Below are 16,626 nucleotides of genomic sequence, written 5' to 3'. Positions count from 1 at the left end.
CAGATCAGAGCATGACTCAGCTTAGTGTTCCAGTTACCGGTTCCACAATGGTTTCCGCTCCCACCTGACTTTGTTTCAAACTCAATTCTAAAACCAAATACAACCGTATGCCCTATAAAACTACAATCAATCGAAGTGGCGCTCTAATCGCCTTCATTCTCTGCTTCTTGTCGTCCGTCTGTTTGCTGAATGGACAGCAATTGAATGTGAAAGAACTTGGTCTGACCGGTGATGGTGAGGCGGACGACACGGCCGCGCTCCAAGCCGCCCTGGATGCCGGGAAAAACGACCTCTACTTTCCTGAAGGCAACTACAAGCTCGGCACGGTGAAGATTCCGTCGGACTCCAATCTGACTTTTAATCCGAAGGCGAAAATTACCATTAATGCCGACGCAATGGAGGCGATACTGCCTCCGGTTGACGTTGGTAACCGTGACAAGCCGATACGCCCGTTGTTTGTGGTCAACAGCGAGCGTGTTGTCTTCCAGGGGCTGCGTTTTGATTACGGCGATTCTGCGGTGCAATCGCCGCGTAAGAGCTTAGTGAATGCGCTGGTTTACTGCCAGGATAGCGACACGACGCGAGTCAGTGATTTCCATGTTGAGTTGCAGGGGTTCGATGACTCGCGGGATCGAATCAACATCATTATGGCTGCTGATTCGCACAACATCACGTTGGAAGATAGCAGCGCCTACAACATTAGTAATATGATTTGGGCTACGCAGTGTCGTAATGTTACGGTGCGCGGCAATTCGATGATCAAAGGGGGAACGATCACCACCTTTGCCTGGGGGGGCGAAAACCTAAAGCACCATGATAATTGGTCGCGTGGCGTCACCTATCAATGTGCTTGGCGTGGAGGCAGTCCGGATCCATCCCGCAAGGCGCCGAAGGTGCCTCTCGGCACCGCTAGTGTTGTGCATCGTGGTAGCAAGCCCAGCGATCCGGATTATGTGCCGCACACCTCAGGTATTTACGATGTGATGGTGAAAAATAACTATGCGGAATATGGCGTTACGCTTTGCTGGGGCAATAAGGCGCGTCAGGTCGTGGTTGAAGGTAACATTGCGCGCTTTATGTGGGATTACTCCTACGGCAGCGAAGGGGATGAGAATGTCATTTACGCTAATAACGTTTCGATTAACAGTGCCGTCGGGGGGATCACCTGTCTATACTACGGTGAAAAGGTGTTGATCTCCGGTAATACGATTATCGTGACGCACGAGCCTTTCATCCAGGAATACACCAAGCATCCGGAGTCGAAGTTTCTGGGGCAGTTCATTCGTGTTCACCATGGACAGCACAATCCGGAAGATCGATACGGCAATGGCAGCATGCTGATCGAAGGGAACCTCTTCGTCAACGAACTGGAAAACCGTCCCTCTGGTATCTCACTTGAGGCCGGTCGTGATGTGATGTTCTCCAACAATAAAGTCGTCAATGGGCTCCTTCGCAAGTCAGACGAAATTGCCCGGGTCAAAGTGAAGGACGTGGGTAAGGATGCCGATGAATTCGCATCGCAGGATGGTCGGGACACGAGCGGGGCGCAGCAATATGTCTACGAGCGTCGTGTTGGCGCGGATAAGAGCCGCATCACGATTATGGGGAACGAGTTTATCTCACGTCAGCCGGGTGATAAAGCTCAGGTTCTAGTAAATGGGTCGGTTTCGTCAGCGATTATTAAGGACAACGTATTTCGCAAGGAAGCAACCTTCCTTGAGTTCACCGAAGAACAAAGGGCGCTTGAACAAGAGAAACCGCGCTACATGCTCTATTCTGAGGAAGACTTCGACAATCGTGACCTGACCAACTCCAATCCAGCGACGGCGATCGGGATCGATGCCTACACGCCGGTTAATGCGATTGTTCAGGGCAATATCATCGAAGGTTGGAAACACTCCATCACCGCAGCCAACACAACCACCGAAGGCAAAACCAGCTTCGTGGTGTCCAATAATACGGTGGATGGCGATATTTCTGTAACAGGCGATTCCTCGCGCACGTCCAGCTTGGTGGACGCGAATATTCAACTGCCACTCGCTGCCGAATAAAAGCAACAATAAGGTTCATGGTCGATTATCGTGAAAGGCTTGGAGGGCAATGCTCCGTCATTGCCGCTGTTAGGCCTGGTCACTTCGGGTCCTGGTTCGAATCACGCGGGGTGACACGCTTTCGAGGCCAATTGCCTTTGCGCGGCTGCGACGGAGCGCAGCCCTCCACCATTCGGACGCAATGTCGCCGTAAGCCTTTTGCCTGCAGTGGTTCGCCGATAAATCAATAATTAATCCATGCAGTGTGAGCCAAACTTCGGGGACTCACGCTGCTTCAATTCATACGATGCGATTCATTCCGTTTACTTGTTTTCTCGCGATATTCCTGCAGCCCTGTGTAGGCTTCATGCAGGTGGAACCGTCGCCGAATAGCCCTGTGAACACCGCTGGAAATGAACATATGGATGCATCCCGATTGGAGGACCCAAATACAATGACCGAACGACCGAATATCCTACTGATCACTGCAGATGATATGAATTGGGATGCTGTGGGGGCATTCGGGTGTCGTGTTGCCGGCACGACGCCAAACATTGATCGGCTGGCTGCGGATGGGATGGCCTTCGATGAGGCCAATGTGACGATCTCTGTCTGCCAGCCAAGTCGTTCGTCGCTCCTAACAGGCCGGTATCCGCATCGCAGTGGCGGTGAGGGTTTTTACCATCTACGCAAGCCGAATGTGCCGATTCTGCCGGAGGTGCTCGGTCGGAATGGTTATCGCACCGGTATCCTGGGCAAGGTGGAGCATTCGTCGCCGTATGCGGAATACAGATGGGACTTGTGTCATGATATCGGCGCGCTCGGGCACGGCCGCAATCCGCAGCTCTACGGGCAGTATACGCAGGAATTCATCAAGGCCGCGACGGAGTCGCAACAGCCGTTCTTCCTGATGTTGAATTCGCACGACCCCCACCGTCCATTTTATGGGAATGATGATCCTCGGATGTATGTCGAAGGCGATAAGCCTGCCGCGGCGATTCCATCCCGAGTCTTCACCGCAGAGGAAATTATCACCCCGGGCTTCCTTGAAGACCTGCCTGAGGTGCGCCGTGAAGTCGCGGAATATTACAGTTCGGTGCGCCGCTGTGACGATACCGTCGGAGCGGTCCTGCGGGTTCTGGAAGAATCCGGAATGGCGGAGAATACCATCGTGGTCTTTCTTTCCGACAACGGCATGTCCTTTCCCTTTGCGAAGACAAACTGCTACCTTAACAGTACCAAGACGCCTTGGATTGTGCGCTGGCCGGGCAAAATTCAGCCAGGCACGAGGGAAGGGACACATTTCATTTCCGGGATCGATCTGATGCCTACCTTGCTCGATGCCGTCGGCATTGACGGGCCTGCAAATATGGATGGGGAATCCTTCCTGCCATTGCTGCAAGGTGAGGCACAAAGTGGACGGGACCTCTTGTTCACGCAATTTCACCAGACATTTGTTCGAAGGAACTACCCGATCCGCTGTGTGCAAAACCAGCGTTATGGCTACATCTTTAACCCATGGTCGGACGGTGAAAGAAAGTTTAAAAACGAGTCGCAGAGTGGTCGGACCATGAAAGCGATGCGCGAGGCAGCGAAGCAGGATGCGCAGATTGCCGAACGGGTGCAGCTCTTTGTCTATCGTGTGCCTGAAGAATTCTATGATCTGGAGAACGATCCGGATTGCCGGAACAACTTGATCGACGAGCCCGAACTTCAGTCCGAAATCGATTCACTGCGTGTGCAGCTGGAGCAGTGGATGGTCGAGACTGAGGACCCCGCCTTGGAAGCCTTCCGCCATCGTCATTCACCGCAGGCCTTACAGCAATTCATGGATGATCTGGCCGTGGCCTTACCGTCGAAACATTAAGCAGACTGCATGGCTCATTCCCATCGCTGGTTCACTTCGTTCTCGGATCCATACGCTTTAATCATTCAGAAATTTTGGTTACTTGAACTTACCATTAACTGCCGCTGGACAGACCCTTGCTTTTTCGGGATATTCACACCCGATTCCCCGTAATTCTAACTCAAATTAACCCCCAAAACAAATACTCCCATTATGAAACAAAGCACCAAAACGATTGTTATCTCAAACCTGATGGCCGCTGGCCTTCTCCTGCAATCCCAAGCGGCGGATGTCCTCTGGAACGTCGATGCGGATGGCAACTGGACCACTGGCACAAACTGGTCGACCGGATCGGAGCCTGCCGCCGGCGATGATGTGGATATTTTCCGTAGCGCTGACTATACGGTTACCGTTGATTCTGCCATATTGCCGGAGATTGGCTCATTAAATGTTGGCGCTACGTCATTGAGTGGCTTTAGCGATCAATCTGCCACCTTGAATATTGAATCCACCGGTTCCCTTAGTGTGAGTGGCAACGTTTTGGTTGGCGGTGGGAATACTCTAAATGTAGGCGTCGTGAACCAAAATGGTGGGAGTTTCATTGTTGGCGGTGTTCTAACGGTTGGTGGCGGAAGTACCAATTCCCGTGAGGGTTATTACAATCTGAATGCAGGCACGTTATCTATCAAGCAGTTGAGTCTGGGCGTAAGTGGGCTATCCTATTTCACCCAAAGCGGGGGCGACTTCAGTGTCACTCAGGACATCTTTGCAGCCCCTCAAGCTAAGGCTGGCCTTGTTTACTGGACGATTCAGGGAGGCTCCTTTTCAGGAAGACATCTATATCTGGGAACGAATGGCGGGACGACTAGTGTGTATGGCCGCGCCGTTGAATTCTCGGTTATTGGCTCGAGCTCGACGATAGATATCAGTGGGAATATGTTAGTTTCCGGTGATGTATCAACTAAGGATGTCGATAATTTCTCAGGTAATAGTGTCGCTCGCTTGAAGTATACCATCGATGATGGTGGTGTTTCTAAAGTGAACCTGTCCGGAACTGGGGTTGCTGATGTTCAAGGTGACTTGGTTATGGGCGTTAAGGGGGGTGCTGCACTGACGGCTTCAACCAGCTTTGTGCTAGTTGAAGCGGATACGGGCAATATTACGAATGGCATCACGAATAACTTTAGCTCTGCGCTTTGGGGCGCGGCATCTGTAGAAGATCAAGGTGGTGGCCGCGATGCATTGGTGATTGGCTATGACGGTGCTGCGAGCGTCGGATCTTTGGCCATCGGTGGCACCGAGAGTATCGCATTTACCGCCACAACGCAGGGATTCGCAGATATTAGTAGCCTGAGTGTTGGATCCGATCTGTATGTCTATCTGGCTGCCGACGCGGGAACGGGCCTGGGAATAAGCGACCTGATTCAGTTCTTTGCAGATAATGGTCTCACTGTGGTCGCTTCGGATCTCGGTGGCTACGACATCCGCTTGGAGTATGCCGACCTTGCGGCTACAACCTCCTATTTTGCTTTCGACCTGTCCGAGTTTAATTCGGATGCGACACTCAGCGGCCTGAGCTTGGTCGCAGTGATTCCGGAGCCTGCCACGACTTCGATCCTCTTGATCGGTGTGATCGGCGGGTTCTGCTGCCTGCGTCGCAAGCGTCGATAAACGAGATTATTTTTAGGGAAGGCCGTCATCGGCCTGGGGGTATCAACCTGTGCACCTGAGTCCAGCATCTGGGTTCAGGTGCCTTTGTTTTACATACTCATGTCGGTCAGGCTGGGCTTGGCCGGATTGAACGTTTCTATTTTTATGAATCACTGCACTAAATTTTTCGCAGCAGCATGCTTGTTGGCTGCACCTTTTATTACTTCGGCAGAAGTCCGAATGCCGGCAGTGTTCGGCGACCATATGGTGCTCCAGCGGGAGCTGCCATTGAAGGTCTGGGGCTGGGCCGATCCGGGTGAAGCGGTCTCTGTTGCCTTGGCTGGGCAGAGCGCCAAGACCCAGGCGGACTCCGATGGACAGTGGGAACTTCGCTTCGAACCCTTGGTGGCCAGCTTTGATCCGGTCGAATTCAAGATATCCGGGAAGAATACGATTGCCTTTGAGGATGTGTTGGTGGGCGACGTCTGGCTGTGCTCCGGCCAGTCGAACATGGTATTTGAATTGAGAAGATCACTGCACGGAAAGGCTGCAATGTCAGAGGAGATCGATCCTTCGATCCGCTCCTTTTATGTGAAGCGCCATCCCGCGATCGATCCGATGGATGACGTGGAAGGGCATTGGGCCGTCAGTGCAAACGATGTCAAAGCCTTGGCGGGTTTCTCGGCAGTTGGGTTTTATTTTGGTCGTGAAATTCAGCGCACGCAGAACGTGCCGGTAGGTCTCATTGGTAGTAACTGGGGCGGCACCCGATCGCAATCCTGGACGAGTTTGGAAGGGCTGCAGGCGAGTCCGGAGACATCGCCCTATACCGATGGATTGTTGGAAAAGAAGGCGCAGATATCCAAACGGATGAAAGTCTACGAGGCCAAAACGCTGCCAGAGTGGCAGAAGGCGCTGGATGCATGGAAATCGGAGCAGGATCCCAAAGGTCCAAAACCACAGAAACCCAAGTCTCCCGGCGGAAGTCATCATTTCGTGACGTCCTTATATAATGGGATGATCCATCCGTTGACAGGTTTTGCGATGAAGGGGGCGATCTGGTATCAGGGGGAAGCCAATGCCAAACAAAATGCCGTTGAATATGCTTCTTTGTTTCCGGCCTTGATCCGTGATTGGCGGCAGCAGTGGGGGCAGGGTGATTTTCCCTTCATCTTTGTCCAGTTGGCGGGATTTAAGAATGGAAAGGGTGATTGGCCCGTCCTGCGTGAAGCGCAGCGCAGAACCTTGTCCGTTCCAAACACGGCCATGGCCATGGCCTTGGATGTTGGTGAAGAAACGGATATACACCCGAAGAATAAATTAGTGGTGGGTGAGCGCTTGGCACTTGCCGCCCGGCAAGTGGCTTATGGCGAGGACTTGACCTATTCCGGGCCGAGCTTCGAGTCGATGGAAGTCAAAGGCCCGCGTGCACTCGTCACCTTTGATCATACAGATGGGGGCTTGATGGTCGGCACGATTTCGGAGGACGCGACTCATTTTATAGCAGCCGCTTCGGGCACGGAAGTTCAGGGCTTTGAGCTGGCCGGTGAGGAGGGCGTATTCTACCCGGCGCAAGCACGTATCCTAAAGAATAATAAAGTCGAGTTGACCTCCGAGCAGGTCGACAAGCCGCTTGCCGTGCGCTATGCTTGGTCAGCATGGCCCGAGCCCAGCGCCAACTTGTATAATCAAGCAGGTTTGCCTACAGTCCCCTTTACGACGGAAGCCTGGCCTCCTATTGTGGAATAGGCTGCGGTTAGCGAATCGTTTTTGCACTGAAAGGTGCTAGGTTTAGCTTTTGAATTTTGGCAAATCATACTTACCGAATTTCTTCGGTTTGTGGATTAAAGCATCGTCATCAAAGGTGCCTGCTTTAACCTGCCATTTATTACCGTATAAATGATATCCCTCCCCTAAAATTATTCAGTCTGCTCTTTGACGCGTAGTTTGTATCAACAGTAGTTTTTTCGATGAAAAAAAGACCCAATATCCTTTTCATGTTGTCGGACGATCACGCGGTGGGCGCGATCTCGGCATGCGGTTCGAAGATCAATCAGACACCGAATCTCGATCGCTTGGCGAACGAGGGCGGCGTATTTAATCAAAGCTTCTGCTGCAATTCGATCTGCACGCCCAGCCGGGCGGCTATTTTGACCGGAAAGCACAGTTTCCAAAATGGGGTTCTCACGCTTCGGCATAGCTTGAGCCCGGTGCCCACCACCTTTATCCGGGAAATGCGGAATGCGGGCTATGAAACGGCGATCGCCGGCAAGTGGCACCTCCATTGTGAGCCTCAGGATTTCGATTTCTGGAAAGTGCTTCCGGGACAGGGGAATTATTACAATCCGGAATACCTAACTGCAGAAGGAAGTGTGCAGGAGGTGGGCTACTCCGAGGATATCACCACCGATACGATTTTGGATTGGATCCAAAACAAACGCAGCCAGGATAAGCCCTTTGTGGCCTGTTGCCATTTCAAGGCGCCGCACCGTGCCTGGTTTCCCCCGCTGCGCCATATGGAGAAGTATACGAAGACGACTTTTCCAACACCCGATAATCTGGCGGATGATTACGCGGGCCGGTCTGAATTACTTCAGAAGAATGAAATGATGATCGCGCGTCACTTGTTCTGGGATACCGATCTGAAAGTCAGTGATCCGGGACCCAATGCCTCGCGGCTCGATTTCAAGATGAAGGATGGCGTGGTCAACGACGATGAGCTGCATCGGATGACCCCGGAGGAACGTGCACTCTGGGATGAGTTTATCAAGCGACGCGAATCCGAGCTGCAAAATGAAGCCTTGGACGACGAAGCCTTTTTGGAATGGGTCTATCAGAAGTATCTAGCCGACTACCTTGGCTGTGTGGCGAGTATTGATGATAATGTCGGTCGCTTGCTGGATTATCTCGATGAGGCCGGTTTGGCTGAGGATACGATTGTGGTCTATTGCTCGGACCAGGGCTTTTATCTGGGGGAACATGGCTGGTATGATAAGCGTTGGATGTTTGAAGAATCCATGCGCATGCCTTTGTTGATGCGTTGGCCGGATACGATCGAGCCCGGTTCGAAATTTGAGCAACTGGTCCAAAATATCGATTACGCGCCGACCTTCTTAGAGGCGGCTGGATTGGAGACGCCGGCGGATATGCACGGCACCTCGCTCTTGCGTGTCGTGGAAGGACAAGAGATTCACGAAGACCTCTATTATCACTACTACATGAACCGTCCACATGGGGTGCCCGCGCATGATGGGGTGCGGACTCAGCGCTATAAGTTGATTCATTTCTACACGACAGGTGAATACAATCTCTTCGATTTGGAAGACGATCCAACGGAGATGAAAAGTGTGCATTCCGACCCTGCCTATGCGGAGATTTTGCAGGCAATGAAACTGCGTTATGAGGTCGCTCGCGAGCGTTTCGAAATTCCGAATGAATTTCCGCCTTTGGCGGCGCCGTTAACTGTAGAGAAGCAAATTTAAACTAAATCAGGAATATCTACATGATAAAACATGCGATTATAGGAACTGGCGGAATGGCCAACAGTCATGCACGGGAGATGGCTCAGATCGAAGGGGTTCAGCTCGTTGCCTGCTGTGATCTGTTCGAAGACCGTGTGAAGGCATTTGCCGATGTTCATGGCATTGCCGAGTGCTATACGGATGTTGCCGAGATGTTGGCAAAGTGCCCGATCGATTCGGTATCGATTGTTACTCCGGACGGAACGCATGCGGCACTCACCTTGCAAGCGATCGAGGCGGGGAAGCATGTTCTCTGTGAGAAACCCCTGGCGACAAATGTCGCGGATGCCGAAGCCATGGCACAAGCTGCTCAAAAGGCTGGAGTCATCAATATGGTGAACTTTACCTACCGCAAGAGTTCGGCCCTCCAGCGTGCGGCTGAATGGATACAGAACGGCGAGTTGGGGCGGATTTACCACGTCGAAGCGAACTATTTTCAAAGCTGGCTGAACGCCAAATACTGGGGCGACTGGAAGACGGAGTCCAAGTGGTTGTGGCGTCTCTCGACCGAACATGGCAGCAATGGTGTCCTCGGCGATATCGGTATTCATGTGCTTGATTTTGCCACCTATCCGGTCGGTGGCGTCGCCAACCTATATTGCCAGCTGAAGAACTTCGACAAAGCTCCGGAAAATCGGATCGGTGATTATAATCTGGATGCCAACGATACCGCTTTGATCACACTCGAGTTCAAGAACGGGGCGGTCGGCATGGTAACCACAACCCGCTATGCGACCGGACACCGGAATTCTTTGTCGATGCGGATCTACGGTGAGCTTGGCACGGTGCGGATTGATCTGGATCGCGCCTATGATGTGCTTGAGTTCTGCCGGATTGATGCAAACGGAAACACCGAGCCCTGGCAGACGCTCTATTGTCCGCCAACGCCTACGGTTTATGAATCATTCATTGAAAGTATCAAGACAGGCGTTCAGCAACAGCCTGACTTCGAGCGTGGGTTGGAAATTCAAAAGCTACTTTCGGCCTCGGTCGAATCGAGCAAGGTCGATCACAAGATTACATTTTAAAAGGAGATCATTATGCAAACTACATCACCCATACGAGTGACCGTCTGGAATGAGTTCGTTCACGAAGTTAAGAATGAAGTCGTTAAGGGCATTTATCCCAATGGCATTCACGCAGTCATTGCCGAAGGCCTCAAAGAGCTCCTGGGCGAGAATGTGATCGTTAATACGGCGACTTTGGAAGAACCGGAGCATGGTTTGACTGAAGCGAGTCTGGCCGAGACCGATGTGCTGCTCTGGTGGGGACACTGTGCGCACGGTAAAGTGAGTGACGAAGTGGTCGACCGGGTGCAGGAGCGGGTCTTGCAAGGCATGGGCTTAATCGTGCTGCACAGCGGACACTTTTCCAAGATCTTCAAGCGACTGCTGGGCACATCCTGTGCCCTAAAATGGCGTGAAGCCGGCGAGCGCGAGCGGCTTTGGGTTTGTTCCCCGGGCCACGCCATCGTTCGCGGCTTGGGCGAGTGTATCGAACTTCCCGAGACGGAAATGTATGGGGAGCCCTTCGGTATTCCGACTCCCGACGAGCAGATCTTTATTTCCTGGTTTGAGGGCGGGGAAGTCTTCCGTTCCGGATGCACCTGGAGACGCGGCAATGGTAAAATTTTCTATTTCCGTCCCGGCCACGAAACCTATCCCATCTATTACAACCCGCAGGTTCGGCAGGTCCTCGCGAATGCGGTGGAATGGGCACGTCCGGAGGGAATGTGGACCAATGCCTTGAAAGCACCGAATGTGCCGGTGGATCAAGCACCCGAAAAGATCGTGGCCAAAGGTGCCAGCGTGCACAAAGCCGGCGAGCAGGGGTATCGCTAAGACATCCTGAACGCCGAGGCTTTATAAACAAGCCCTAGTGTGCTTCATCGAAGTTCATTACCTTACAAAGGTTGCATCCCGTGCCAATGGAGTCAGGGCATCCTGCCCTGATATAATAGTGTTGAAAGGGGACTAGGGCGGGACGCCCTAGCTCCGTTGGTTCTATAACTTTTTCAGAGCAAAATGTATTTCTGTAGCTTATTTAGCTGACACCGCTCTAAGGTTTTTCGATGAGTTGATCCAGACCGCTGATGTTATAGTCGGCTTCAGGTAGTAGTGCCTTGCTGCCGATGCCGACCGCTTTCATCTTCGCACGGTGGGCGGCTTCGATGCCAGCCTCTGCATCTTCGAAGACGACGCAGTCTTCGGGAGCGAGGCTGAGGGATTGAGCGCCCTTGAGGAATACGTCGGGAGCGGGTTTTGCTTCGGACACCGAGTTGCCGTCGACGACGCTATCGAAGAGATCGGTGATTTCCAAGCGTTCGAGGATGAGCGGGGCGTTCTTGCTCGCGGAACCGAGGGCGACTTTGGCTCCATTGGCTTTGAGCATCTCAATGTATTCGCGGGCTCCGGGAAGGATTTCTTCCTTCGGCATCTTGTAGATGTATTCGAGATACCATTCGTTCTTCAGACGCAGCATTTCCTGCTTGAGCGCATCGCCAATGTCCATCTGACCTATTTCAAGCAGGATCTCCAGTGAACGAACACGACTGACACCTTTGAGGCGTTCGTTGTCGGCTTCGGTGAACTCGAAGCGAAGCTCTTCGGCCAGTCTTCTCCAAGCAAGATAATGATACTTCGCCGTGTCGACAATGACGCCGTCGAGGTCGAAGATGGCGCCTTTGATGTTCTCGAGAAAAGAGGGAATGCAGGTGCTGGTTTGCATGCTTAAAAAAGGTTATCGGTTGGTTTGGATAGTGGCGCCGACTTCGCAGGCCAGAAGGTCACCACTGAGGTCAAACTCGATGGCTTTGGCGTTCGTTGCGTCGGCAGTGACTTCGATTTGATCGGCGGTGATCTTGACCGAGAACCACTGTCCAAGCTTTGCGAAACGGAAGCTGAGCTGCTCCCAGCTTTCAGGTAGCTGTGGATTGAGTTGCACCGTATCACCGCCGGTTCGAAGACCGGCGAAGCCAAGGATGGCAGCCATCCAAGCACCGCCGTTTGCGGCGGGGTGAGTGCCGCCGATGTAGAGGTCGCCGATGAACTGTTTGGATTTACCGGTGAGGTCGATGGTGGCGGTGCGCAGGAAGTATTTATAGGCCCATTCGGTCTTACCGAGCTCCGCCGCAAGGAGTGCGTAGACGCAAGGGCTGAGGCTGGAGCCGTGCTCGGTGCGCGGTTCATAGTATTCCCAGTTGGCTTGTTTAATCTCGGAAGCATATTGCTCGGAGAATAGATGTAGCATGAGCACCACATCCGCCTGCTTGATGACTTGCGTCGTCGTGGCGATGCCGTGGCCGCCACCCCAATATTCGTTCGGGTGGATCAGGCGTTCCTTGAGGCTTTCCGGACGGTTATCTTCGAGCTTAAAATAACCGTCAAATTGTTCGATGATTTTTGTGTCTTTATCCGGAGCTGGAATGTAAAGGTTTGCCGCCATATGCTCAAAGCCCGCGAGTTCTTCTGCGATGGAGAGTTTCGCAATGAGCGTGTCGTAGGCTTGCGGCTCTTCAGCCTTGAGGAGCTCGGTAATCTGCAGTGCGATCTGCAGGCTTGCGCGAACCATGGCATTGGTGAAGGCGTTGTTGTGGACGCGCTCGTGATATTCGTCGGGCCCGACAACGTCATGCAGCTCGAAGCGCTGACGTTCCGGTTTGTATGACGCGTAGCTGTAGAAGAAGCGGGCGCATTCCAGAATGACTTCCGCGCCGCCCTCGGTGAGCAGGCTGAGGTCACCGGTCATTTGATAATGCCGCCAAATCGCAAGGGCCACGTCCGCGCTGATGTGGATCTGCTTATCACGGAAGTAGGTGCGCATGGGGCGACCGGTGATGACGTCGGTGACGTTGAAGAAAGTGCAGGCATCGTCGCCGGTTTCCTGACTCTCCCATGCATAAAAGGCGCCCCGGAATCCATTCTCGGCGGCTTTCCGGCGTGCACCGTCCAGGGTATGGTATCGATACTGGATTAAATGGCGTGCAAGCTCCGGCTGGGTGTGGTCGAAGAAGGGGAGCATGAAAATCTCCGTATCCCAGAAGATCGCACCTTTGTAGACTTGGCCGGAAAGCCCGCGCGCAGGAATCGAGGCATGATCATTTTCCGGAGCAGCGATCAGCAGATGATAGATGGAATAGCGCAGCGCATTCTGTGCTTCTTCGTCGCCTTCGATTTGCACATCGCTGTTGGTCCATCGCTTCTTCCATGCTTGGTCGTGACTTTCTTTGATTGCGTCGAGTCCGAGTGAACGGGCGGTTTCCAGGGTCGTGATGGCAGCTGCTTTCGGATCATGGCTCTCCACGCCGGTGTGAGTGGCGATGTATTTGCAGAAGCTGTATTCGATGCCTGCCTCTGCCTTGAATTCGCAGAGATGCATATTCGTCGCGGATTCGCACATGAAGGGGAGTTCTTCGGAACTCTCTATGGTCGAGGCGACGACGACTGTGATTTGCTTTTCGACTGTGTGGGATTCAAGGCAGAGTGTGCCTTCCATTGCGTCACTCTTGAATGCTTCCAGGTGTGGCCCATTGATGTCCCATATGTCGGTCGAAATATGAGAGCTGACAGAAACCAAGCATGGTTCCGATGCCTCTATCCGGCATTGCATGACACCCAGGTGCTTTTGATCGAGGCTGAGGAAACGGTTGATCTCCAGCTTGATGGTTTTGCCTGAGGGGAGCTGGTAAGTCGTGCTGCGGCGATGCGTGGCATTGGCCAGATCCAATTGCTGCGAATGTTGAACGAGCTCACTTTTTAAGGTGGAAAGTTCGATGCCATCGACGATCAGAGTCAGGTTGTAGGCATGGGGCGCATTGACAGGCTCGCGCCATTTATCCCCGGATTGATCATACAGCCCGGAGAGGGTGCAGGCTGCCAGGTGTTCCTTCCCGAATTCTTCGAGCGTGCCACGTAGGCCCATGTAGCCGTTGCCGATCAGGAATTTGTTTCCATTGGCTTCAATGTGATTGGGCAGAAAGTCGTCTTCAGAGAGAATCCAGTCTGTAGAGGTCGGGGGTGTTGCAAGTTTCATGACTACACTGAGGGGCTAAATAAGAATGCCGGCGTCTTTCGGAAACCGCTCCGGTGCTCAGCAGATCTGAGCTTTGCCGCATCATGCAGTCTTCTGTAATCTTTTAGTATTGGTAAGTATAGATAACCAATGCGTGCCATTTGTCTGAGGGTGGCGGTTGGTTACATTTCGGGGTTTTGTAACCCCAGCTAGCAGCCACTAACCTTATCATACGTCATGCATCTCATTGATTGGATCATCACGATCGTCCCCATTTCAATCATCCTGTTTCTGGCCGTCTATAGTAAGAAATATGTTCGTGGCGTGGTCGACTTCCTGGCGGCCGGGCGTGTGGCGGGACGCTATGTTATTTCCGCCGGCGACCTGACTTCAGGGTTGAGTGTCATTACGCTCGTAGCGTTGGTGGAGTCCAAGTATCAGGTGGGCTATGCCCTGACTTTCTGGGAGTATTTAGAGGTGCCTGTGGTTATCATCATGGGATTGACCGGCTATTGTGTGTATCGCTTCCGGGAGACGCGGTCCCTTTCGATCGGTCAGTTTCTCGAGATGCGTTATAACAGGCCGTTGCGGATTGTGGCGTCGACGATCCGCACCCTTTCGGAGATGATCACCAATGCGATTGGCCCTGCAGTAGCCGCCAATTTCTTCATCTACTTCCTCGGCTTGCCGCACAAAGTGATGATCTTCGGAACTAACCTGCCGACCTTCGGGCTGATTGTGGGGGCGTCGCTCTGCCTCTGCATGGTTGTGATTTGGCCAGCTGGTCGAATCTCGCTTTTGATCTCGGATGCCTTCCAAGGCTTGATGTGTTATCCCATTTTTGTGGTTTTAGCGGGTTATATCCTTCTGCACTTCGGTTGGCATGATACGATCGGGCCGGTAATGATGGACCGGGCCAATGGGGAGAGTTTTATCAACCCTTTCGATATCGAGAAGCTGCGTGATTTTAATATCTTTGCGCTCTTTGTGACGATTATGGGCAAAGTTATGAACCGTGCGAGCTGGATCGGCAATGATACGACCAATAGTGGCCGCACTCCACATGAGCAAAAGATGGCTGGCATTCTCGGGACCTGGCGCAACCTCTATGCCGCGCTCATGATGCTCATGGTAGCGGTGATGATCATCGCGCTGATGACGCACCAGAAATTTGCGGACCAGAGCCATGAGATCCGGCAGGAGCTGATCCAGAAGGTTTCGCTCGAGGCAGTGCCGGATGATGCGCTGCGCGAACAGCTCAACGACAAACTGTCGGCGATACCGGTTCAGAGCCACGAAATCGGCGTAGATGCCCCGTTCTCGCAGGATGTGAATATCGACACACCATACATGGATACGGCACTGGAGACGCTGGGGGGCACGCCGGAAGGGAACCAGCAGTATCAGAAGTTTCGCACGCTTTATCATCAAATGATGTTGCCGGTTGCACTTAAGAACATCCTGCCGGTGGGCCTGATGGGGCTTTTCTGTCTGCTGATGATCATGCTTCTGATCTCTACGGACGACTCGCGGGTCTTCAACGCATCCTCGACGATCGTGCAGGATATCATCATCCCGTTTTTCAAGAAACCGCTCGCACCCAAACAACACCTCCTGTTGCTTCGTCTGACTTCGACTGGCGTGTGCCTCTTTTTCTTCGTGGTTTCGATCTTCTTCGTTCAGATCGATTACATCATCATGTTCACCGTGATCATGACCGCGCTTTGGTTGGGCGGTGCAGGACCGATCATGATTTTCGGGCTTTACAGCCGCTTCGGAAATTCGGTGGGTGCGTTTGGAGCGTTGATTTTCGGATCGGGGTTTTCGGCGGTGGGGCTTTATTTGCAGCGTAACTGGGCCGAGACAGTCTATCCTTGGCTCGTATCCAATGGCTGGGATGCTTCAGTGGGGCATTTCCTTGAGACCGTTTCTTCTCCCTTCCATCCCTATGTCGTTTGGGAAATGGATGCAGTGAAGTTTCCCATCAACTCCTACGAGCTTTATTTCATGGCGATGATATCTGGGATTGCGGCTTATGTAATCGGTTCGGCATTGACCCAACGCAAGCCTTACAACCTCGACCGCTTGCTCCACCGTGGTGAGTATGACGTTTCGAATGAATACAAGGAGCCGTTTCAATGGAGCCTGCGTAGTTTCTATAAAAAACTGATTGGCATCACGCCGGAATACACGATTGGGGATCGTATTATCGCATGGTCGGTCTTCGGTTATGCAATCGTGTATAAATTCGGGTTCTGCTTTGTCGGCGTGCTCATCTGGAATGCGATTTCACCGTGGTCGGTGGAGTGGTGGAGCAACTACTTCTTTATCACGAGTCTTGTTGTGACCGCCATCCTCGGCATTATATCCACCTTCTGGTTCCTGATTGGAGGGATTATCGACATCCGTAAACTCTTCCGTGACCTGGCCGCTCGCATCGATGATCCGCTCGACAACGGTATGGTCGAGGGGCACGTTTCGTTAGTCGATAAAAAGGCATTTGAAGCACGCACCCACAAGCCGCAAGACGACTGATCCTAAACACGACTCTAGATTTTCGGAGTTCCCT

The 16,626-nt window shown here is 52.7% G+C and carries 10 protein-coding genes; 8 read left to right on the top strand and 2 right to left on the bottom strand.

Annotation, left to right across the window (positions count from 1 at the left end; genetic code table 11):
* Positions 1 to 107 precede the first annotated feature (107 nt).
* The 7 genes from O2597_RS02325 (at position 108) to O2597_RS02295 (ending at position 10,888) form a co-directional block, all read left to right on the top strand.
* Positions 108 to 2,051 (top strand): glycosyl hydrolase family 28-related protein, encoded by a 1,944-nt coding sequence (locus O2597_RS02325; RefSeq protein ID WP_269522568.1) that lies wholly within the window; start codon positions 108 to 110, stop codon positions 2,049 to 2,051.
* Between the two features lie 433 nt (positions 2,052 to 2,484).
* Positions 2,485 to 3,897 carry a sulfatase family protein gene (locus tag O2597_RS02320; RefSeq protein ID WP_269522567.1) on the top strand — a complete coding sequence of 471 codons (1,413 nt, stop codon included), beginning with the start codon at positions 2,485 to 2,487 and terminating at the stop codon, positions 3,895 to 3,897.
* A 192-nt stretch (positions 3,898 to 4,089) separates the two neighbouring features.
* Positions 4,090 to 5,547 carry a PEP-CTERM sorting domain-containing protein gene (locus O2597_RS02315; RefSeq protein WP_269522566.1) on the top strand — a complete coding sequence of 486 codons (1,458 nt, stop codon included), beginning with the start codon at positions 4,090 to 4,092 and terminating at the stop codon, positions 5,545 to 5,547.
* A gap of 219 nt (positions 5,548 to 5,766) precedes the next feature.
* Entirely contained in the window at positions 5,767 to 7,275 is a 1,509-nt protein-coding gene (locus O2597_RS02310) for a sialate O-acetylesterase (RefSeq protein WP_269522565.1), read from the top strand.
* A 221-nt stretch (positions 7,276 to 7,496) separates the two neighbouring features.
* Positions 7,497 to 9,008 carry a sulfatase family protein gene (locus tag O2597_RS02305; RefSeq protein WP_269522564.1) on the top strand — a complete coding sequence of 504 codons (1,512 nt, stop codon included), beginning with the start codon at positions 7,497 to 7,499 and terminating at the stop codon, positions 9,006 to 9,008.
* A gap of 20 nt (positions 9,009 to 9,028) precedes the next feature.
* The gene (locus tag O2597_RS02300; protein ID WP_269522562.1) at positions 9,029 to 10,075 is read left to right on the top strand and encodes a Gfo/Idh/MocA family protein; all 1,047 of its coding nucleotides are present in this window, start codon (positions 9,029 to 9,031) and stop codon (positions 10,073 to 10,075) included.
* A 12-nt stretch (positions 10,076 to 10,087) separates the two neighbouring features.
* Positions 10,088 to 10,888, top strand: coding sequence for a ThuA domain-containing protein (locus O2597_RS02295; protein WP_269522561.1), 801 nt, complete (start codon positions 10,088 to 10,090; stop codon positions 10,886 to 10,888).
* 217 nt (positions 10,889 to 11,105) lie between these two features.
* Here O2597_RS02295 and pgmB read toward each other — a convergent pair whose 3' ends face one another.
* Positions 11,106 to 11,774 (bottom strand): beta-phosphoglucomutase, encoded by a 669-nt coding sequence (gene pgmB / locus O2597_RS02290; protein WP_269522560.1) that lies wholly within the window; start codon positions 11,772 to 11,774, stop codon positions 11,106 to 11,108.
* Between the two features lie 12 nt (positions 11,775 to 11,786).
* Positions 11,787 to 14,078: a glycoside hydrolase family 65 protein gene (locus tag O2597_RS02285; protein WP_269522559.1), complete on the bottom strand. Its 2,292-nt coding sequence runs from the start codon at positions 14,076 to 14,078 to the stop codon at positions 11,787 to 11,789.
* A gap of 216 nt (positions 14,079 to 14,294) precedes the next feature.
* On the opposite strand from O2597_RS02285, the gene O2597_RS02280 reads away from it, so the two are divergent.
* Entirely contained in the window at positions 14,295 to 16,592 is a 2,298-nt protein-coding gene (locus tag O2597_RS02280; protein WP_269522558.1) for an SLC5/6 family protein, read from the top strand.
* Positions 16,593 to 16,626 lie beyond the last annotated feature (34 nt).

The organism is Coraliomargarita parva (assembly GCF_027257905.1).
GTDB lineage: Bacteria > Verrucomicrobiota > Verrucomicrobiia > Opitutales > Coraliomargaritaceae > Coraliomargarita_A > Coraliomargarita_A parva.
Note: the sequence above shows the minus strand (reverse complement) of the source record. Positions and strands in the feature narration are given on the sequence as shown.